The 19,567-nt window shown below is 67.5% G+C and carries 17 protein-coding genes; 12 read left to right on the forward strand and 5 right to left on the reverse strand.

Annotation, left to right across the window (positions count from 1 at the left end; all coding sequences use genetic code 11):
- Positions 1-54: 54 nt before the first annotated feature.
- The 4 genes from FOB47_RS08980 to FOB47_RS08995 all read left to right on the forward strand — a co-directional run bounded on the left by FOB47_RS08980 (position 55) and on the right by FOB47_RS08995 (position 3,855).
- Positions 55-1,119: a branched-chain amino acid ABC transporter permease gene (locus FOB47_RS08980; RefSeq protein WP_170265845.1), complete on the forward strand. Its 1,065-nt coding sequence runs from the start codon at positions 55-57 to the stop codon at positions 1,117-1,119.
- Positions 1,112-1,876, forward strand: a complete 765-nt coding sequence (locus tag FOB47_RS08985; RefSeq protein WP_053824536.1) for an ABC transporter ATP-binding protein — start codon at positions 1,112-1,114, stop codon at positions 1,874-1,876. The genes FOB47_RS08980 and FOB47_RS08985 overlap by 8 nt, the downstream gene beginning before the upstream one ends.
- On the forward strand, positions 1,863-2,570 hold the full coding sequence (locus FOB47_RS08990; protein WP_174780651.1) for an ABC transporter ATP-binding protein: 708 nt from the start codon (positions 1,863-1,865) through the stop codon (positions 2,568-2,570). Before FOB47_RS08985 ends, FOB47_RS08990 begins: the two co-directional genes overlap by 14 nt.
- A gap of 106 nt (positions 2,571-2,676) precedes the next feature.
- Positions 2,677-3,855 (forward strand): ABC transporter substrate-binding protein, encoded by a 1,179-nt coding sequence (locus FOB47_RS08995; protein ID WP_151022960.1) that lies wholly within the window; start codon positions 2,677-2,679, stop codon positions 3,853-3,855.
- A gap of 162 nt (positions 3,856-4,017) precedes the next feature.
- On the opposite strand, the gene FOB47_RS09000 is transcribed toward FOB47_RS08995, so the two are convergent.
- A complete protein-coding gene (locus tag FOB47_RS09000; protein WP_174780964.1) occupies positions 4,018-5,355 on the reverse strand; it encodes a putative bifunctional diguanylate cyclase/phosphodiesterase in 1,338 nt (445 codons plus the stop codon).
- Positions 5,356-5,809: 454 nt separating this feature from the next.
- Here FOB47_RS09000 and FOB47_RS09005 point away from each other — a divergent pair, with 454 nt between their 5' ends.
- Positions 5,810-6,604 carry a DUF4397 domain-containing protein gene (locus tag FOB47_RS09005; RefSeq protein ID WP_053823421.1) on the forward strand — a complete coding sequence of 265 codons (795 nt, stop codon included), beginning with the start codon at positions 5,810-5,812 and terminating at the stop codon, positions 6,602-6,604.
- Positions 6,605-6,699: 95 nt separating this feature from the next.
- On the opposite strand, the gene FOB47_RS09010 is transcribed toward FOB47_RS09005, so the two are convergent.
- The 3 genes from FOB47_RS09010 to FOB47_RS09020 all read right to left on the reverse strand — a co-directional run bounded on the left by FOB47_RS09010 (position 6,700) and on the right by FOB47_RS09020 (position 9,052).
- Positions 6,700-6,996: a helix-turn-helix transcriptional regulator gene (locus FOB47_RS09010; RefSeq protein WP_023264200.1), complete on the reverse strand. Its 297-nt coding sequence runs from the start codon at positions 6,994-6,996 to the stop codon at positions 6,700-6,702.
- 80 nt (positions 6,997-7,076) lie between these two features.
- On the reverse strand, positions 7,077-8,579 hold the full coding sequence (locus FOB47_RS09015) for a tripartite tricarboxylate transporter permease (RefSeq protein ID WP_151022962.1): 1,503 nt from the start codon (positions 8,577-8,579) through the stop codon (positions 7,077-7,079).
- An 11-nt stretch (positions 8,580-8,590) separates the two neighbouring features.
- Complete coding sequence (locus tag FOB47_RS09020) at positions 8,591-9,052, reverse strand: tripartite tricarboxylate transporter TctB family protein (RefSeq protein WP_053824535.1); 462 nt, start codon at positions 9,050-9,052, stop codon at positions 8,591-8,593.
- A gap of 348 nt (positions 9,053-9,400) precedes the next feature.
- Between FOB47_RS09020 and FOB47_RS09025 the strand changes: the two genes are divergently transcribed.
- From FOB47_RS09025 to FOB47_RS09045, 5 genes are all read left to right on the forward strand, one after another.
- On the forward strand, positions 9,401-10,828 hold the full coding sequence (locus FOB47_RS09025) for an NAD-dependent succinate-semialdehyde dehydrogenase (protein WP_053823420.1): 1,428 nt from the start codon (positions 9,401-9,403) through the stop codon (positions 10,826-10,828).
- 248 nt (positions 10,829-11,076) lie between these two features.
- Positions 11,077-11,736 carry a (2Fe-2S)-binding protein gene (locus FOB47_RS09030; RefSeq protein WP_174780652.1) on the forward strand — a complete coding sequence of 220 codons (660 nt, stop codon included), beginning with the start codon at positions 11,077-11,079 and terminating at the stop codon, positions 11,734-11,736.
- Positions 11,737-11,752: 16 nt separating this feature from the next.
- Positions 11,753-12,739, forward strand: coding sequence for an FAD binding domain-containing protein (locus FOB47_RS09035; RefSeq protein WP_174780653.1), 987 nt, complete (start codon positions 11,753-11,755; stop codon positions 12,737-12,739).
- Positions 12,740-12,777: 38 nt separating this feature from the next.
- On the forward strand, positions 12,778-14,991 hold the full coding sequence (locus tag FOB47_RS09040; RefSeq protein ID WP_244959209.1) for a xanthine dehydrogenase family protein molybdopterin-binding subunit: 2,214 nt from the start codon (positions 12,778-12,780) through the stop codon (positions 14,989-14,991).
- 165 nt (positions 14,992-15,156) lie between these two features.
- On the forward strand, positions 15,157-15,708 hold the full coding sequence (locus tag FOB47_RS09045; RefSeq protein WP_244959210.1) for a BON domain-containing protein: 552 nt from the start codon (positions 15,157-15,159) through the stop codon (positions 15,706-15,708).
- A 51-nt stretch (positions 15,709-15,759) separates the two neighbouring features.
- Here the strand turns inward: FOB47_RS09045 and FOB47_RS09050 are convergent, their stop codons facing one another.
- Positions 15,760-16,722: a LysR family transcriptional regulator gene (locus FOB47_RS09050; RefSeq protein ID WP_174780656.1), complete on the reverse strand. Its 963-nt coding sequence runs from the start codon at positions 16,720-16,722 to the stop codon at positions 15,760-15,762.
- Positions 16,723-16,844: 122 nt separating this feature from the next.
- On the opposite strand from FOB47_RS09050, the gene FOB47_RS09055 reads away from it, so the two are divergent.
- Together FOB47_RS09055 and ggt are read left to right on the forward strand one after the other, a co-directional pair.
- The gene (locus FOB47_RS09055; RefSeq protein ID WP_053823415.1) at positions 16,845-17,831 is read left to right on the forward strand and encodes a Bug family tripartite tricarboxylate transporter substrate binding protein; all 987 of its coding nucleotides are present in this window, start codon (positions 16,845-16,847) and stop codon (positions 17,829-17,831) included.
- A gap of 95 nt (positions 17,832-17,926) precedes the next feature.
- Entirely contained in the window at positions 17,927-19,555 is a 1,629-nt protein-coding gene (gene ggt, locus FOB47_RS09060; protein ID WP_174780657.1) for a gamma-glutamyltransferase, read from the forward strand.
- Positions 19,556-19,567: the final 12 nt, after the last annotated feature.

Genomic DNA, 19,567 nt, shown 5'->3' on the forward strand with positions numbered 1-19,567 from the left:
GCCGCCGCCGCATCCAAGCGCACAAGGTAGGCACAAGGTAGGAGACATCTCGACATGAACGCATTGCAAGGCAAGACCGGCTGGGCGTTGCTGCTGGCGCTGGCCATCGCGTTTCCGCTGCTGACGACCAACAGCTATTACCTGACGGTGATGACGCTGGCCTTCATCTACGCGATCGCGACGCTGGGCCTGAACCTGATCACCGGCTACACCGGCCAGCTCAATCTCGCGCACGGCGGCTTCATGGCCATCGGCGCCTATACGCTGGGCATCCTGACCGTCGATCACCAGATGCCGTTCTGGGCCGCCTTCGTGCTGTCCGGCGTGGTCTGCATGATCGTCGGCTATGTGGTCGGCGTGGTATCGCTGCGGCTCAAGGGCCATTACTTCTCGATCTTCACGCTGTGCATCGGCTACATCATCTACCTGCTGATCGAGAAGTGGGAAAGCCTGACGCACGGCACGGTGGGCCTGATCGGCATTCCGGTGCCGGCGGCGATCGGCCCGGTCAGCTTCGACAGCGTGCAGGCGCAGTACTACCTGGTGCTGTTCTTCCTGGTGATCGGCACCTTCCTGATGCATCGGATCGTCAGCTCGCTGCTGGGCCGCAGCTTCATGGCCGTGCGCAACAGCGACGCGCTGGCCGAGGCGCTGGGCATCGACCTGATGCGCACCAAGGTGCTGTCCTTCGTGCTGTCGGTCGCCTATGCGGGCTTCGCCGGCGCGCTGTACGCGGGCCACGTGCGCTTCCTCGGCCCGGACATCGCGCGTACCGACCTGACCTTCGACATGGTGATGGCGATGCTGGTCGGCGGCATCGGCACGCTGCTCGGACCGCTGCTGGGCGCGCTGCTGGTGCCCTGGGTCACGCAGACGCTGCAGTTCCTGCAGGACTACCGCATGCTGGTGTTCGGCCCGGTGCTGATCCTGCTGATCATCTTCCTGCCCGACGGCATCGTCGGGTCGTACCTGAAGCGCCAGGCACGCCGCGCCGCGGCCGCGCGCCGCGGCCAGCGCCAGCCGGCACGCCGCGCCGATGGTGGCCACGCCGCCGCCGATGCGGCCGACGGCAAGGCCGCTGCCCCCGCCCCCGCTTCCGCCGGAGCCGACCATGCTTGAGATCCGCAACCTGACCAAGAAATTCGGCGGGCTGACCGCGGTCAACGACGTCTCGGTGACCTTCGAGGCCGGCCATATCAACGCGATCATCGGCCCCAACGGCGCCGGCAAGACGACGTTCTTCAACCTGGTCGCCGGCACCCATGCGCCGACTTCGGGCGAGGTACTGTTCAAGGGCACCAACGTGGCCGGCAAGCGCGCCGACCACATCGCGCGGATGGGCATCGCGCGGACCTTCCAGGCCACCGCGCTGTTCGATCGCGCCACCGTGCTCGACAACCTGATCGTCGGCCACCGGCTGCGCACGCATGCGGGCCTGCGCGACGTCTTGTTCAACACGAAGCGGTTGCGTGAGGAAGAGCGGCTGTGCCGCGACAAGGCCGAGGAGGCGCTGGACTTCGTCGGGCTGTCGCACCTCGCGCACGAGGTGGCGTCCGACATCACGCAGGAGGAGCGCAAGCGCGTCGCCTTCGCGCTGGCGCTGGCCACCGGCCCCGAGCTGCTGCTGCTCGACGAACCGGCCGGCGGCGTCAACCCCGAAGAGACCGTGGGCCTGGCCGAGCTGATCCGCAAGATGGTCCGGCACGGCAAGACAGTCTGCCTGATCGAACACAAGATGGACATGATCATGCGGCTGGCCGACAAGATCATGGTGCTGAACTACGGCGAGAAGATCGCCGAGGGCACGCCGGCGGAAATCCAGCGCAATCCGCAGGTCATCGAAGCCTATCTGGGAGCCGACCATGTTGCAGCTTGAACGCGTATCGCTTTCCTACGGCAGCTTCCGCGCGCTCGACAACATCACGCTGCACGCCAAGGCCGGCGAACTGGTGGTGCTGCTCGGCGCGAACGGCGCCGGCAAGAGCTCGATCTTCCTGGCGATGAGCGGCATCCACCGGACCAGCGGCGGCAGCATGCGCTTCGACGGCCGCGAGCTGTCCGGCATGAAGCCGTCGCAGATCGTGCAGGCGGGGCTGGTGCACTGCCCCGAGGGCCGCAAGCTGTTCCCGACGATGAGCGTGCAGAAGAACCTGACGCTCGGCGCCTACGTGCATCGCCGCGACAGCGCCGGCATCAAGCGCTCGCTGGAGGAGGTCTACGAGCTGTTCCCGATCCTGCAGCAGAAGAAGGACGATCCCGCCGGCTCGCTGTCGGGCGGCCAGCAGCAGATGGTCGCGCTCGGCCGCGCGCTGATGGGCCGGCCGCGCGCGCTGCTGCTCGACGAGCCGTCGCTGGGGCTGGCGCCGCTGGTGGTCAAGCAGATGTTCGAGGTGATCCAGCGCATCAACCGTGCCGGCACCACCGTGCTGCTGGCCGAGCAGAACGCCTATGCGGCGCTGGGCATCGCCCATCGCGGCTACGTGATCGAGGGCGGGCGCATCGTGATGGAGGGCGATCGCGATTCGCTGCTCAATGACGAGGGCGTGCGCCGGGCCTATATCGGCGGGTGATGCCGCGCACAACGGCTCGCCGGCGCCAATCGGAAGAACACCGCATTCAACCAGGACCATCCGGGCCACGACCCGATGGCACTTTCATCGTTTAAGGAGACGGAACATGCAGAACGCCACCAAACCCCGCCGCAAGCTGTTGCCGCTGGCCGCCACCGCGCTGGCCGCCTTGCTGGCCACCGGCGCGGCCTTCGCGCAGGAAGTGGTCAAGCTCGGCTACACCGGCCCGCTGTCGGGCGGCGCCGCGCTGTACGGCAAGAACGTGCTGTCGGGCATCCAGATGGCGGTCGACGAGCTGAACGCCAGCGGCGTCGAGGTGGGCGGCAAGAAGGTCAAGTTCGAAGTGGTCGCGCTCGACGACAAGTACGCGCCGGCGGAATCCGCGATCAACGCGCGCCGCCTGGTGCAGCAGCACAAGACGCCGGCCGTGTTCGTGCCGCATTCGGGGGGCATCTTCGCGCTGCAGGCCTTCAACGAACAAGAGAAGTTCATCGTGATGGCGTACTCCAGCGTGCCGCGCATCACCGACGCCGGCAACAAGCTGACGATCCGCATCCCGCCAGCGTACACCGGCTATATCGAACCGTTCGTCAAGGCGCAGATGAAGCGCTTCGGCAAGAACGTCGCGCTGGTGCCGGCCGACCACGACTACGCCAAGGCGTGGGTGCAGGCCTTCGTGCCGGCCTGGGAGAAGGCGGGCGGCAAGGTCGTCGGCAACAACCCGATGTCCTATACCAAGGCGACCGACTTCTACAGCGGCGTGTCGCGCGTGATCGCCGACAAGCCGGACGTGCTGTTCGTCGGCGGCCCGTCCGAGCCGACCGCACTGGTCGTCAAGCAGGCTCGCGAACTCGGCTTCAAGGGCGGCTTCATCGTGATGGACCAGGCCAAGCTCGATGAAATGGCGCGCGTGACCAACGGTCTGGGCATGCTGGAGGGCGCCATCGGCGTGCTGCCGCTGAACAGCGACAGCCGGCCGGCCACGCAGGCCTTCAACAACAAGTACAAGAAGCTGCACGACGGCAAGGATGCGACCACCGAGATGTCGCTGAACTACACGATGGTGCATACGCTGGCCAACGCGATGAAGCTGGCCGGCACCACCACCGACGCCACGGCGATCCGCGCCAAGATGCCCGACGCGATGAAGACGCTGCCGAAGGAGCTCAACCCGAACGAGATCGACGGCATCGATGCCAAGGGCGGTTCGATGGCCGATACCGTGGTCGGCTGGGTCCAGGGCGGCAAGATCAGCCAGGTGCGGCTGTCGGAGCTGGCGAAGTAAGGGAGCGACCCGCGCAGGCGGCAAAAGGAAAGGGCCCGCAACGGGCCCTTTCGCTGGCAATCCCCGCTGCGGCGGGGATCGTCGTTTTCACGGTCCGGATGTCCGCGCCCTTCGGATCTTCGGCCCTTTCCGGTCCTTTGCGTCTGCGCTCCTTCGTGACTTTCAGTCCCTGGCCAGCCGCTGCTGCTCGTACAAGCGGTCGGTCAGCTGATCCGCCGGCATCGGCTTGCCGTACAGATAGCCCTGGACCTCGTGGCAGCCGTTCGCCAGCAGGAAATCGCGCTGCTCGACCGTCTCGACGCCCTCGGCGATCACGCCGATGTGCAGGCTGGCGCCGACATTGATCACCGAGCGGACGATGGCCGCGTCGACCGGGTCCTGTGTCACGTTGCGGATGAAGGACTGATCGATCTTGATGCGGTCGACCGGGAAGGTCTTCAGGAAGCTCAGCGACGCATAGCCGGTGCCAAAGTCGTCGCACGTCAGCGTCACGCCATCGCGGCGCAGCGTCTGCAGTTGGCCGGACACCTCGTCGCCCTGCTGCAGGGCGATGGTCTCGGTGATCTCCAGTTCCAGCCGGTTCGGCTCCAGCGCAAGCTCGCGCAGCACGTGCCGAACCTCGGTCAGCAGGCGGCTTTCGGCCAGTTGCGCCGCGAACAGGTTGATCGCCACGCGCGGCGCCTGCTCGAACTGCAGCGACCAGGTCCGCGCCTGCGCGCACGCCGTCTGCAGCAGCCACATGCCCACGTCGATCGCGACGCTGCTGGCAGCCAGCGCATCGATAAAGGCTGCGGGAGCCAGCAGGCCCTGGGTCGGATGGCGCCAGCGCATCAGCGCCTCGGCGCCGACGATGCGGCCATCGCGCAGATCGACCTGGGGCTGGTACAGCAGCTCGAATTGCCGCTGCGCATAGGCTTCGCGCAAGGCCTGCACCAGCGACAGACGGCTGGTCACGTCGGCGCGCATCTGCGCCTTGAAGAAACGAATCGTGCGGCCGCCATCGCGCTTGGCCCGTGCCAGCGCCAGACTGGCCGAGGCCAGCGCATCCGAGGCATTGTCGCCGCCGGCCGGCATCACGCAGGCACCCAGGCTCGCCAGCACATAGTGGCGGTGGCCATTGCAGTCATACGGCTCGGACAGCAGCGACAGGATCGCCGCGCTGACGTGGCGAACCAGTGTGGGATCGTAGATCGAGGGCAGCAGCACGGCGAACTCGTCGCCGCCGGTGCGGCCGATCACGGCATCGCGCGGCGAAGCGTCGCGCAAGCGGCGGGCCATCTGCTGCAGGATGCGGTCACCCTCGCGATGACCGTGCATGTCATTGAAGGCGCGGAAGTCGTCGATGCCGATCAGCACCAGCGCGCAGCGCGGCACGGCCTCGGTCTGCAGGCGTGCTTCGAGCTTGCTCAAGAAGAATGGGCGGCTTGCTACCCCGGTCAACGGATCGGTGTCCGCCGCCGGAACCGCGCCAGCCGCCATCGCCTCCGACCTGGCCACTATCCCCGCCCCGTTTGTGATTGTCGACATCGTGCTCGGTCAGCTATCCCGGCAAGTGTGACGAAAAATTGGAAAAAAGCAAGCGGGGTGAAGGATGAGATGCCTTGCTAGTTAAAACAATGGCAAACAACGGTAGACGAACTGCTTCTTATTACCCTCGCTCTTCCGCCATGCGGAACTGCGGCGCGCGATTCGTTGCCAGGGCTGGGCTGGCGGGTGTGACGCAGGAGGCTGTCGGATTTCTCCGACAGCTATATCGGAGAGCGCAGCGTTTCGAGTCACCGGCACCCCCACTATCGTTCCATCACGGCACGCGGCCGGACCCGGACCACCACCAGGAATGCGGCAATCCGTTGGCTGACCATGCCAACGGATTCGCCAACCCTTGGCCTCGAGTGGCACGACGCGGGCGGCCCCGTAACTTCTTCGATTTCATTTCACCTGCAAGGGGAAATCCATGAAGCTGTTCTCGAAATCCGGGATTGCACTGGGACTGATGGTGGCGGCCAGCGCCATGCTGGCGGCATGCGGCGGCGGCGATGATGGCATCGACGACCGTCTCGGCCTGAACGAACCACAAACGCGCGTGATTCACGCCGTGCCTCCGATCCCGACCACCCTCAATCTCGACGTCTATCAGAACGGCGCGCGGACGTCCCTGCAGAATATTCCGTACAAGTTCGTCGCCCGCTATTCGGACGTCGATGACGGCAACCACCTGTTCACGTTCAACGCCGCCGGCACGCAGACCGAAGTGGGCCGCGCCCAGGTCGACGCAGCCACCGGTCACAAGTACACGATCGTGGCGCTGCCGGGCGACGATCGCGCCGACACGCTGGTGATCGACGATCCGTACGAGAAGGGCCTGCTGTCGAACAAGGCCCGGGTGCGCGCGGTCAACGCCGCGTTCAATGCGCAGAACGTCGATATCTACGTGACCGCCCCGTCGGTGGATCTGAATACGGTCAACCCGACCTTCGCCAACGTGGCCTACAAGTCGGCGGTGCCGGCCTCGGGCCAGGACTCGAACGAGTTCGACGGCGGCAACAACTACCAGATCCGCATTACCACCGCGGGTACCAAGCAGGTGATCTTCAGCTCGGGCGCGATCACGATCGACAACAACGCCGACTGGCTGATCATGCCGATCCCGGTCGATGGCATCGCATCCGCCGTGCCGAACAACATCAAGGTGCTGGTGGCCAAGGCCAACGACGACTCGCAGACGGCCATCGAGCTGGTCAGCCAGTAACGAGGGCTCGCCTTCTCGCGACGTTGTTCTCCCTCGCCCCTCAGGGGCAGAGGGGTGAACAAGACCGGAGGCTCAAACGACAATCGGCGGCGGCCTCAACGGTCGCCGCCGATTTCGTTTTGCAGCACATCGAGATGGGACAGGTAGGCGTCCAGCTCTTCGCGGCCGCTGTCGGTGATCGAGTAGACCCGGCCGTTGCCTTCGACCAGTTCCGCGGTGATCGCCCGTGCGATCAGCAGGCTGCGCAGGATCGGGCGCAGCGAGCGGATGTTCTTCTCGATGCCATGTTCGCGCAGCCGCTCGACGAGAGCGAGCACCGTGGCCGGACTGGACTGCACGAACTTCAGGATATAGAGCCGGGAAACGAGACTATCGATGGTCGGTCTTTTCATGCAACGATAGACATGCGCAAAACGACCGGGCCGGTCGGCGCCCGGAATGGCTCCGTGGCGCCGGCCGGCCCGGTTTCTCTCTACTCCTCCTGGAAGGCGATTTCGCGCTTGGCCTTGATCGAGGGCAGCGCCACCACCGCCACCAGCGCCGCGGCGGCAATCAGCAGGCCCATCGACAGCGGACGGGTGAAGAACACCGAGAACTCGCCACGCGAGAGCAGCAGCGTGCGGCGGAAGTTCTCTTCCATCATCGGTCCGAGCACGAAGCCGAGCAGCAGCGGCGCCGGTTCGCACTTGAGCTTCAGGAACAGATAGCCCACCACGCCGAAGCCCGCGGCCATGAAGACGTCGAAGGTCTGGTTGTTGACCGAATAGACGCCGATGCCGCAGAACACCAGGATCGCCGGATACAGGAAGCGATACGGCACGGTCAGCAGCTTGACCCAGATGCCGATCAGCGGCAGGTTCAGGATGATCAGCATCAGGTTGCCGATCCACATCGAGGCGATCAGCCCCCAGAACAGCGAGGGGTTGCTGGTCATCACCTGCGGACCCGGCTGGATGTTGTGGATCGTCATCGCACCGACCATCAGCGCCATCACCGCGTTGGGCGGAATGCCCAGCGTCAGCAGCGGGATGAACGAGGTCTGCGCCGCGGCGTTGTTGGCCGATTCCGGACCCGCCACGCCTTCGATCGCGCCCTTGCCGAACTCGTGCGAGTACTTCGACGACTTCTTCTCCAGCGTGTACGCCGCGAACGAAGCCAGCGACGCACCGCCGCCAGGCAGGATGCCCAGCGCCGAACCGAGCGCGGTACCGCGCAGCACGGCCGGCATCATCCGCTTGAAGTCGGCCTTGGTCGGGAACAGGTTGGTCACGCGATCGGTGAAGGTCTCGCGGTTTTCCTTCTGCTCCAGGTTGGCGATGATCTCGGCAAAGCCGAACATGCCCATGGCGAGCGCGACGAAGTCGATGCCGTCGGTCAGTTCCGGGATGTCGAACGAGAAGCGCGCCGCGCCGGAGTTGACGTCGGTGCCGACCAGGCCGAGCAGCAGGCCCAGCACGATCATCGAGATCGCCTTGACCAGCGAGCCCGAAGCCAGCACCACGGCGCCGATCAGGCCCAGCACCATCAGCGAGAAGTATTCGGCGGGGCCGAACTTGAAGGCCAGCTCCGACAGCGGGCCGGCAAAGGCCGCCAGGATCAGCGTGGCCACGCAGCCGGCGAAGAACGAGCCGAGGCCGGCAGTGGCCAGCGCCACGCCCGCACGTCCGCGCCGCGCCATCTGGTAGCCGTCGATCGTGGTCACCACCGACGACGATTCGCCCGGCAGGTTGACCAGGATCGCGGTGGTCGAGCCGCCGTACTGCGCGCCGTAGTAGATGCCGGCCAGCATGATCAGCGCGGCCACCGGCGGCAGCGTGTAGGTGATCGGCAGCAGCATCGCGATCGTCGCGAGCGGGCCGAGGCCCGGCAGCACGCCGATCAGCGTGCCGAGCAGGCAGCCGAGGAAGGCGTAGGCCAGGTTCTGGAACGACAGCGCGGTCGAGAAGCCGAGCGTCAAATGTTCAAGCAATTCCATCTGCGCGCTCCTTAGCCCGTGATGAACGCCGGCCACACCGGCATCTGCAGGTTGATGCCGTAGACGAAGGCGCCCATGCTGATCAGCACCAGCACCACGCTGTTGAGCAGCGCGCCCTTCCAGCTGAATTCATGGCTGGCCATCGACGACACGATGACCAGCACGAACACCGACAGCACCATGCCGAGCGGCTTGAGCAACAGGCCGAACAGCACCACCGAACCCAGGATCCACAGCAGGATCTTGATGTCCCAGCGCTCCATCCGGTCTTCCTCGCCCTTGCTCGACAGCGAGCTCAGCAGCACCAGCGCGCCGAGTCCGGCCAGCACCAGGCCGAGCAGGAAGGGGAAATATCCGGGACCCATCTTCGCGGCCGTCCCCATCGAATAGCCGCGAGCGACAAAGGAAAAGCCCAGGCCGACCAGCACGAACATCAGGCCGGAGGCGAAGTCCTTTTGGCTGCGTATGCGCAACATGATTCTCCTCGTTAAATGCAAAGCCGCACGGCACAGGCTCTGTGCCGAAAGCGGATGCAACGTTAGAGAAGCGTGCTTTCAGCGCCCTTTCAGTTGTCTGGTTTCAGGGTTAACCACGGCAACAAATGCACGCTTGCATCATGCCGTGATGCTTTTTGAAAGGCATGTGAAAGCGAGATGTAGGCTCGTTGAAAGGAACGGCCATCGAAGGCGCCAGACACGCGAGCCACGCGTCCAGGCCCGACGCGGTAAGCTAACGGGTTCGGAGCCGGGGGCGCCCGCTCGGCCGCCCCCCAATTCCCGACAGCGGACCCAGCACTCACGACACAGGACACAGGAGAAGCCATGTACCAGGACCTCGCCCTTTATATCGATGGGGAGTTCGTCAAAGGCGGCGGCCGCCGCGAACAGGACGTGATCAATCCCGCCACGCAGGAAGTGCTGGGCAAACTGCCGCACGCCAGCACCGCGGATCTGGACCGCGCCCTGGCGGCCGCGCAGCGCGCCTTCGACAGCTGGAAGAAGACCTCGCCGCTGGAGCGCGCGAAGATCCTGCGCCGCGTCGGCGAGCTGACCCGCGAGCGCGCGAAAGAAATCGGCCGCAATATCACGCTGGACCAGGGCAAGCCGCTGGCCGAGGCGGTCGCGGAAGTGATGATCTGCGCCGAGCATGCCGACTGGCATGCCGAGGAATGCCGCCGCATCTATGGCCGCGTGATTCCGCCGCGCAATCCGAACGTGCGGCAGATCGTCGTGCGCGAACCGATCGGCGTCTGCGCGGCCTTCACGCCGTGGAACTTCCCCTTCAACCAGGCGATCCGCAAGATCGTGTCGGCGCTCGGCGCGGGCTGCACGCTGATCCTGAAGGGTCCGGAGGATTCGCCCAGCGCCGTGGTCGCGCTGGCCCAGCTGTTCCACGATGCCGGCCTGCCGCCGGGCGTGCTGAACATCGTCTGGGGCGTGCCGAGCGAGGTCTCGACCTATCTGATCGAATCGCCGATCGTGCGCAAGATCTCGTTCACCGGCTCGGTGCCCGTCGGCAAGCAGCTGGCCGCGCTGGCCGGCGCACACATGAAGCGCGTGACGATGGAGCTCGGCGGCCATTCGCCGGTGCTGGTGTTCGACGACGCCGATATCGAACCGGCCGCCGAGATGCTGGCCCGCTTCAAGATCCGCAATGCCGGCCAGGTCTGCGTATCGCCGACCCGTTTCTACGTCCAGGAAAAGGCCTACGACCGCTTCCTGGCCCGCTTCACCGAGGTCATGGGTTCGATCAAGGTCGGCGACGGCCTGGAGGACGGCACGCAGATGGGTCCGCTCGCGCACGAGCGCCGCATCGCCTCGATGGAGCAGTTCCTCGACGATGCCAGCCATCGCGGCGGCAAGGTCGTCGCCGGCGGCGCGCGCATCGGCAGCAAGGGATATTTCTTCGCGCCCACGGTGGTCACCGACCTGCCCGACGACGCCAGACTGATGGTCGACGAGCCGTTCGGCCCGGTGGCGCCGGTGACGCGCTTCAAGGACGCCGAGGAAGCGCTGCGGCGCGCCAACAGCCTGCCGTACGGCCTGGCCTCGTATGTCTTCACCAACTCGCTGAAGACCGCGACGCTGGTCTCCAACGGGCTCGAGGCCGGCATGGTCAATATCAACCATTTCGGCATGGCACTGGCCGAGACGCCGTTCGGCGGCATCAAGGACTCCGGCATCGGCAGCGAAGGCGGCATGGAGACCTTCGACGGCTACCTGGTGACCAAATTCATCACGCAGGTGTGATGACGGCCATGCTGCGATAGCACATCGTCCTCGCGCAGGCGGGGGCGACGTGCCGCCGGCGACCGCCATCGCGCGTTCTCCGGCGCGCAATTCTTACAAGGCTTTCATCGCGCGGGCGCCGACACTGGCGCTCGCGACACCCGTCCAGGCGCATCGCGCCGCACCCCTCCCCGTTGGGCACCGAATTTGCTCGAACAAGGTATTGCCGCCACGTGGCGCGGCAACTCCCGTCGAAGCGGGGATGCCCCATGTCCTTGACGCATTCGGAGCCGGCCAGCGCCCTGGCCCCATCTTCGCCCCCTGCCGCCGACACCTCGGCTTGCGCGTCCGTACCGGCCCGCACCATCGAACTGCGCGTCAACGGCGCCATGCATGTCGTGACGGTCGAACCCCGCACCACGCTGCTGGACGCGCTGCGCGAACAACTGGGCCTGACCGGCACCAAGAAGGGCTGCGACCGCGGCCAGTGCGGGGCTTGCACGGTGCTGGTCGATGGCCGCCGCATCAATGCCTGCCTGACGCTGGCGGTAATGCAGGAAGACCGCGACATCACCACCATCGAGGGACTGGCCGACGGCGACCGCCTGCATCCGATGCAGGCCGCCTTCGTCGCGCATGACGCGCTGCAATGCGGCTACTGCACGCCGGGCCAGATCTGCTCGGCGGTGGCGATGCTGGCCGAGGCGCGCGACGGCCGGGCCAGCGCGGTAACGCCGCCGGGGCAATCGGCGCACGGGGCGCACTCGGCGGCGGCGCTGACCGACGACGAGATCCGCGAGCGGATGAGCGGCAACCTGTGCCGCTGCGGGGCCTATCCCAATATCGTTGCAGCGATCCGGTCGGTCGCGGCGCACGACGGCCGCGGCGACACGCAGCGCGCCGGCGATGGGCATATCGATTCCCGCTGAGCCCGGGACCGCCGCCATGCATTCATTCGACTACGACCGCGCCGACAGCGTCGACACGGCGCTGCAGCTGGGCAAGCAGCCCGGCGCGCGCTTCGTCGCGGGCGGCACCAATCTGCTCGATCTGATCAAGGCCGGCGTCGAACGGCCACAGCGGCTGGTCGATGTCGGCCGGCTGCCGCTGGCAAGCATCGATGCAACGCCCGATGGCGGCATCCGCATTGGCGCGATGGTCGGCAATGCCGATGCCGCAGATCATCCGCTGGTGCGCGCGCACTATCCGCTGCTGCAGGCCGCCCTGCTGGCCGGCGCCTCGCCGCAGCTGCGCAATATGGCGACGATCGGCGGCAATCTGATGCAGCGCACGCGCTGCCATTACTTCTACGACATCGGCTTCGACGCCTGCAACAAGCGCGACCCCGGCTCGGGCTGCGCCGCGCGCGACGGCGTGCAGCGCCAGCATGCGATTCTCGGCGCGAGCGAGCATTGCATCGCCACGCATCCGTCAGACATGTGCGTGGCGCTGGTGGCGTTGGACGCATCAGTGGTCGTGCGCAGCGCGGGAGGCGAGCGCCGCATCCCCGTGGAGGACTTTCACCGCCTGCCCGGCGACACACCGGAGCGCGATACCAATCTCGAGGCCGGCGAGCTGATCGTCGCGGTGGAATTGCCGCCGTCGCGCTGCGGCGCCCATTGCCACTATCTGAAGGTGCGCGACCGCGCCAGCTATGCATTCGCGCTGGTATCGGTCGCCGCCGCGCTGCAACTGGACGGCGGCATCGTGCGCGCGGCGCGCATCGTGCTGGGTGGCGTCGCGCACAAGCCGTGGCGCGCGCAGGCGGCCGAGCAATCGCTGCGCGATCGCCCGCTCGACGAAGCCGCGCTGCGCCGGACCGCCGCGCTGGCCGTGCAAGGCGCGCGGCCCTACCCGGGCAATGCGTTCAAGGTCGAACTGGCGCAGCGCGCGGTGATCCGGGCGCTGTCCATCGCGGGAGGCATGCGATGAGCTTGCGGGAGAACCCCACCGGGAACGTTGGCGGGAGCGTGCCGGATATCGCCCGCCACCATGTCGACCGCGTCGACGGCGTGCTGAAGGTCACCGGGCGCGCGCACTACACCGCCGACCACCAGCTGCCCAACGTGCTGCAGGCGATCATGGTCACCAGTACCATTGCCGCCGGCGAGGTGGCATCGATCGACACCGGCGCGGCGGAGCGGATGCCCGGCGTTCGCCTGGTGATGACCCCGTTCAACGCGCCCCGGCTGCCGAAGAACGGCAAGGCGGCCGCGGGCAAGATGCCTGCCGGCCGCGTGATGAACCTGCTGCAGGACACCAGCGTGCGCTACAACAACCAGCCGATCGCGCTGGTAGTGGCCGATACGCTGGACCAGGCCCGCGAGGCCGCGTGCCATCTGCGCATCGCCTATCGCCGGCAGCCGGCGACGCTGGACTTCGCCAAGGCCAAGGCGCGGGCCTACGAACCGCGCAAGGTCAAGAACGAGTCGGCGGACACCGCGCGCGGCGACCTCGATGCGGCGATGCGCGAGGCCACGACCACGATCGACGCGACCTACACCACGCCGATGCAGCACCACAACGCGATGGAGCCGCACGCCACCATCGCCGCGTGGGACGGCGACACGCTGACGCTGTACGACGCCACGCAGTACGTCGCCGGCGTGCGCAAGGCGGTGGCCAAGACCTTCGGCATCCCGGCCGGCAAGGTTCGTGTGATCTGCCCCTTCGTCGGCGGCGGCTTCGGCGGCAAGGGCTCGGTCTGGTCGCACGTGGTGCTGGCCGCGATGGCCGCGCGCGCGGTAGGCCGCCCCGTCAAGCTCGCGGTCGAGCGCCCGCAGTTGTTCGGTCCCGCCGGCGCGCGGCCGCCGACCGAACAGCGCGTGATGGCCGCCGCGCGCGCGGACGGCACGCTGACCGGCCTGCGCCATGACGTGGTGACCGCGACCTCGTATCTGGAGGACTGGGTCGAGCCCGCCGCGATGATGACGCGGCTGCTCTATGGCTGCCCGACCGTCCACACCAGCCATCGCCTCGTCAAGCTGCATATCGGCACGCCGACCTTCATGCGCGCGCCCGGCGACGCGAGCGGCAGCTTCGCGCTCGAATCGGCGCTGGACGAACTGGCCCATGCGCTGAAGGTCGATCCGGTCGAGCTACGGCTGCGCAACGATACCGACATCGACCTGAGCCAGAACCTGCCGTTCTCCAGCCGCCGAATGAGCGAGTGCTTCCGTCTCGGCGCGGAGCGTTTCGGCTGGTGGCAACGCGACCCGGCCCCGCGCAGCATGCGCGCCGATGGCAAGCTGGCCGGCATGGGCGTCGCCACCGCGACCTACCCGGCGATGCGGCAGTCGGCCACCGCCACCGCCATCATCGAGCCGGACGGCAGCGCGTGCATCCGCTGCGCGACGCACGACCTGGGCACCGGCACCTATACGGTGATGACGCAGGTCGCGGCACAGGCATTGGGGATACCGGCCGCCCGGATCCGCTTCGAGCTCGGCGACACCGCATTTCCCGATGCGCCGATCGCCGGCGGCTCGCAGACCGTGGCGAGCGTGGCGCCGGCCGTGCAGGCGGCCGCCAGCGCGGCACGGCAAGTGCTGGTCGACCGCGCCGTGGCCGACCGCGCCTCGCCGTTGTTCGGCGCACCGCCGGAAGACGTCGCGGTGGCCGACGGCTGGCTGGCCCGGACGTCCGACCCGGCCTGCCGCGAATCCATCGCGGCGGCGATGGCGCGCAATGGCGGACAGCGGATCGAGGCCACGCGCACGGCCGAGCCGGGCGACGAGGCACAACACCATTCGATGCATTCGTTCGGCGCGATCTTCGCCGAGGTCCATGTCGACCCGGATCTCGGTGAAGTGCGCGTGCCTCGGATGCTCGGCGTCTTCGGCGTCGGCCGGCTGCTGAACCGCAAGACCGGCCACAGCCAGCTGATGGGCGGCATGGTGTGGGGCATCGGCCTGGCGCTGCACGAGGAATCGTTGCTCGATCCGCGCAGCGGACGCATCGCCAACGGCAATCTGGCCGAATACCACGTGCCGGTGAACGCCGATGTCGGCCAGGTCGAGGTCATGGTCGTCGACGAGTTCGACCCGCATATCAATCCGCTCGGCGCCAAGGGCATCGGCGAAATCGGGATCGTCGGCGCCGGGGCGGCGATCGCCAATGCGGTATTCCATGCGACCGGCAAGCGGATACGGCACCTGCCGATCACGCCGGACAAGCTGCTGTAAGCGGCAGGCCTGCATCGCGCTTATTTACAAGCCATCCCGGCAAAGATTGCACCGTCGATGGTGGCGGCGCGCCCTGCCAGCGCGACGGCACCGTGTCACCGCTCGTGGCGACGGTACGGTTTTTGCGGCCATTGCCTGGTACGTCCATGATCGATGGAGACCGAAATGAACGGCAGCAGAGACAACGGCAATCGTCCTCCGATGCGGCCCCGGGAAACCGGCGAGGACCGGCGCGGACGCGGTACCGTGACCGGCGGCATGGAGTGGTTCCCCGAGGACCCGCGTACCGGCGAGGTCGCGGAAACCTGGCGCCATCGCGGCTATGGCGGATCGCGCGGCATGCGCGACGCCTACCATTATCGGCGCGGCGACACCGGCGCAATGGGCTCCGGCGGCGGCAGCGTCGGCTTCAACGAGTTCGGCGAGCGTGGCACGAGCAGCGGCGCGGGCATGGGCGGCAGTACGGGCACGCGGCGCCCGCGCACCTTGCCCAAGGGCTATCGGCGCACCGACGAGCGCATCTGCGACGAGGTCTGCGAACGGCTGGCCGAGGCGCGCGAACTGGACGTGTCCGAGGTCACCGTGGAGGTCGGCTCGGGCATCGTCACGCTGAGCGGCACCGTGTCGGACCGGCGCGCCAAGTACCGCGTCGAGGATATCGCCGAGGAAGTGATGGGCGTCGACGAGGTCAGGAACAACATTCGCGTGCCGCGCTGACGGCGCGGCCGCCGGCTCCGTGCCGCGAGAGACAGCAAGGGGCGGCGCGCGTTACCGGGGGGCCGTCCCGGCTTCGGCCGCGCGAATGCGGTCCGCCTGTTCGCGCAGCGCCTGCATGAAGGCGTGCAGCACCTCGTCGTCGCCGCCCTTGCGCCATACCGCCCCGACCGGGCCGAACGATTCCCGGTCCCCGAGCGGCAGGATATGCAGCAGTCCCAGCGAGGCCAGATGCTCGGCCATCGCCGCGGAGCAGACGCCGACATAGTCGGTCTCGCGCAGCACCGCCTGCATGGTCACGATGGAACCGGTCTCGACAGCCGGCCGCAGACCCGCGGCGCCGTGCTCGAGCAGCACGGTATCGAGCCGCGTGCGCATCAGCGTCTCGCGCTGCGGCATCGCCCACGGATACGAGAACAGCTGGCCCCAGCGCAGGCGTCTGGCGTGCGCCAGCGGATGATGCGGGCCGACCACCACCGCCATCGCGTCCTCGAACAGCACCTCATGCGCCAGATGCGGCCCGTAGGCCCGCGCGTCGATCGAACCGACCACCAGATCGAACTCGCGCTTCTCCAGGCGATCGAGCAGCGTGTTGAACGCGCCTTCGGTGACCTGGATCGACACATTGGGCTGCGTCCGCTGAAACGCGACGATGGCCCAGGGAATCAGATGCGCGACGCCGGCCAGCACGCTGCCCACATGCAGGCGCGCCACCGCGCCCTTGGCGATCGCACCCAGTTCGTCGTGGGCGCGCGATACCTCGCCGAGCACGCGCACGGCCAGCCGGCGCACGGCCTCGCCGGCCGGCGTCAGTTGCAGGCGCCGGCCGCGGATCGCCAGCCTGACGCCGGCCAGTTCTTCCATTTCGCTGAGCCAGTGCGACACCGCCGACTGCGTCATATGCAGCCGCGTCGCGGCGGCCGACAGCGTGCCCGCGTCGTGAAGAATCAGGAAGGACTCGAGGTGCCGCACCCGCAGTCGGCGCGCCCAGGCGATGCTGTGGTCGGATGGATCCATGAGCGAATACTAATAGATGGTTCGAAACAATTCACTAGGTGCGTTTGCGGTTCGGCCCAATAATTTCCCGGCATCCAGGCGCCAGACCTGGAATTCGACGGACCTGGACACTGCCACCATCTATGAGAAAAACTTCCCTTTTCCACTTCGCTGTTCCTCTTGCCCTCGCCTTCGGCGTGGCCGCACCGAGCTACGCCTGCGGTGAGCCGGGCGCGTCGTCGCGCCCGATCCGCCTGGTCGTCTCGCAGCAGGCCGGTGGCAGCACGGATACCCTGGCCCGCATGTGGGCCGAGCGCGTCGGCAAGACGCTGCAGACGCCGATCGTGGTCGAGAACCGGGCCGGCGCGGGCGGCATCATCGCGGCCAAGTACGTGCTGAGCCAGCCAGCCGACGGCTGCACGCTGTTCCTTGCGGGCGTCTCGCAGATGGTGCTGAACAAGTTCGTCTATGCGCCGCTGGCCTACAAGCCGGAATCCGATTTCGCGCCGGTGTCGATGCTGGCCACCGTGCCCTTCGTGCTGGTCGCCAATCCGCAATCGGGCCTGCGCAACTATCGCGAGCTGGTCGATGCCGCCAAGGCCAAGCCCGGCAGCATCAGCTTCGCCTCGTCGGGCAACGGCAACTCAACCCATCTGGTGGTCGAGCTGATGCAGAAGCAGCAGGGCATCAAGCTGCTGCACGTGCCGTATCGCGGCGAGCCGGATGGCGTGGTATCGACCGTCTCCGGTGCGACGCAGGTGATGGCGCCGGTGCTGAGCACCGCGCTGCCGCAGATCAAGGCCGGCAAGCTGACGCCGCTGATGCTGTTCGCGTCCAAACGCGTGCCCGAGCTGCCGGATGTGCCGACCGCCGCCGAGCTGGGCCTGAAGGGCTTCGAGAACATCGGCTGGAGCGGCATCGCGGCGAAGGCCGGCACGCCGGCCAACGTCATCGCACGGCTGCATGCCGCGACGCAGACCTTCCTGGCCGAGCCGGCCGTGGTCGACAAGCTCAAGTCGATGCAGGTGCTGCCGATGCCGGGACCGTCGGACCAGCTGATGGAGCTGACGGTGCGCGACACCGCCAAGTGGCAGGGCGCGATCGGCGACCTGGACCTGAGCGCGAAGTAAGCCTGGCCCATCCCGTCCTCCCCGCAATCCCGCGCCGGGATGCGCCATCGGCATCGCCGCCGGCGCATCCCGGCGCAAACCTATCGAGACAAGCAATGACCCGTAGTGGAATGGTGTCCTGCCCGCAGCCGGAAGCAGCGGAGTCCGGCATCGAGATCCTGCGCGCGGGCGGCAATGCGGCCGATGCCGCGGTCGCCTGCGCGCTGGCACAAACCGTCGTCGATCCGCTGATGTGCGGCATCGCGGGCTTCGGCACCGCCGCCGTCTATATGCCCGGCAGCGGCGCGCACGAATACATCGACTTCCATGCGACCGCGCCGGCGGCGGCGCGCCCCGACATGTGGGCCGATCTGCTGGAAGGCGAAGCGCGCGACGGCTTCGGCTTCTTCATCAAGGATCGGCTCAACGACATCGGCTACCAATCGATCGCGACGCCGGGCACGCTGCGCGGGCTGGAAGCGCTGCATCGCAGCCACGGCAGGCTGCCGTGGAAAGAGGTGGTGCAGCCGGCGATCCAGTGGGCGCGCGACGGCTACTTCGTCCGCCCCGGCATGTATGCGTTCTGGATCGACGAGGCGACGCTGGGCCGCGCCAGCAATCGCGAGCGCCTGGCCTTCAGCGAGAGCGGCCGGCAACTGTATTGCCGGCCCGACGGATCGCCGCATACCATCGGCACCCCGCTGAAGAACCGGGACTACGCCGATACGCTGGAGCGGATCGCGTCCGGCGGCGTCGATGCCTTCTATCTGGGCGAGATCGCCGAGCAGATCGTCGCCGACATGCGCGAACACGGCGCGCTGCTGTCCCGCGAAGACCTGGCCGGCTACCAGGCCGTGCGCACCGCGCCGCTGGCCGGCGGCTACCGCGGCCGCCGCGTCACCACCAATCGGCCCCCCGGCGGCGGCGCGATGCTGCTGCAGATGCTGGCTATCCTCGAGCAGTTCGATCTGCGCGCACTGCGGCACAACAGCCCCGACTACATCCGCGTGGTGTGCGAGGCGATGAAGCAGGCGACCATCGACAAGGACCGCTTCATCGGCGATCCGGCCTTTGTCGACGTGCCGCTGGACAGGCTGCTGTCACCGGATTACGCCCGCGAGGTCGCACAGCGCATCCGCGAGGGCCAGCGCGCCGAAGTGCCGCGCGTCAATCCGGGCCATGCGGTGCCGCGCGACACCACGCATCTGTCGGTGGTCGACGGCGAGGGCAATTGCGTGTCGCTGACGCACTCGCTGGCGATGCCGTCGGGGGTCATCACGCCGGGCCTGGGCTTCATGTACAACGGCTGCATGGGTGTATTCGACCCACGCCCGGGACGCGCCGGCAGCATCGCGCCCGGCAAGCGCCGCTTCACCTCGTCGTGCCCGACCATCGTCTTCAAGGACGACAAGCCCGAGATCGTGCTCGGCGCGCCGGGCGGCACGCAGATCGCGATGGGCGTGCTGCAGAGCATCGTCAATGTGGTGGACTTCGACATGCCGATGCAGGCCGCCGTGTCCGCGCCGCGCTTCTCGTCGACCAGCAACGCGATCGACGTCTGCAACCGTATCCCGCGCTATGTCACGCGCGAGCTGGAGCAGGACGGCTATCCCGTGATACGCAACCCGTACAACTACACGATCGGCTGGGTGCACGCGGTGCGGATCGTCGACGGGCGGCTGGAAGGCGGCGCCGATCCGGGGCGCGACGGCGTGGCACTGGAGATCGAGGTGCCAACGGCATAGCGCGCTGGCTGT

The sequence above is a fragment of the Cupriavidus gilardii genome, from assembly GCF_013347325.1.
GTDB classification, from domain to species: domain Bacteria; phylum Pseudomonadota; class Gammaproteobacteria; order Burkholderiales; family Burkholderiaceae; genus Cupriavidus; species Cupriavidus gilardii.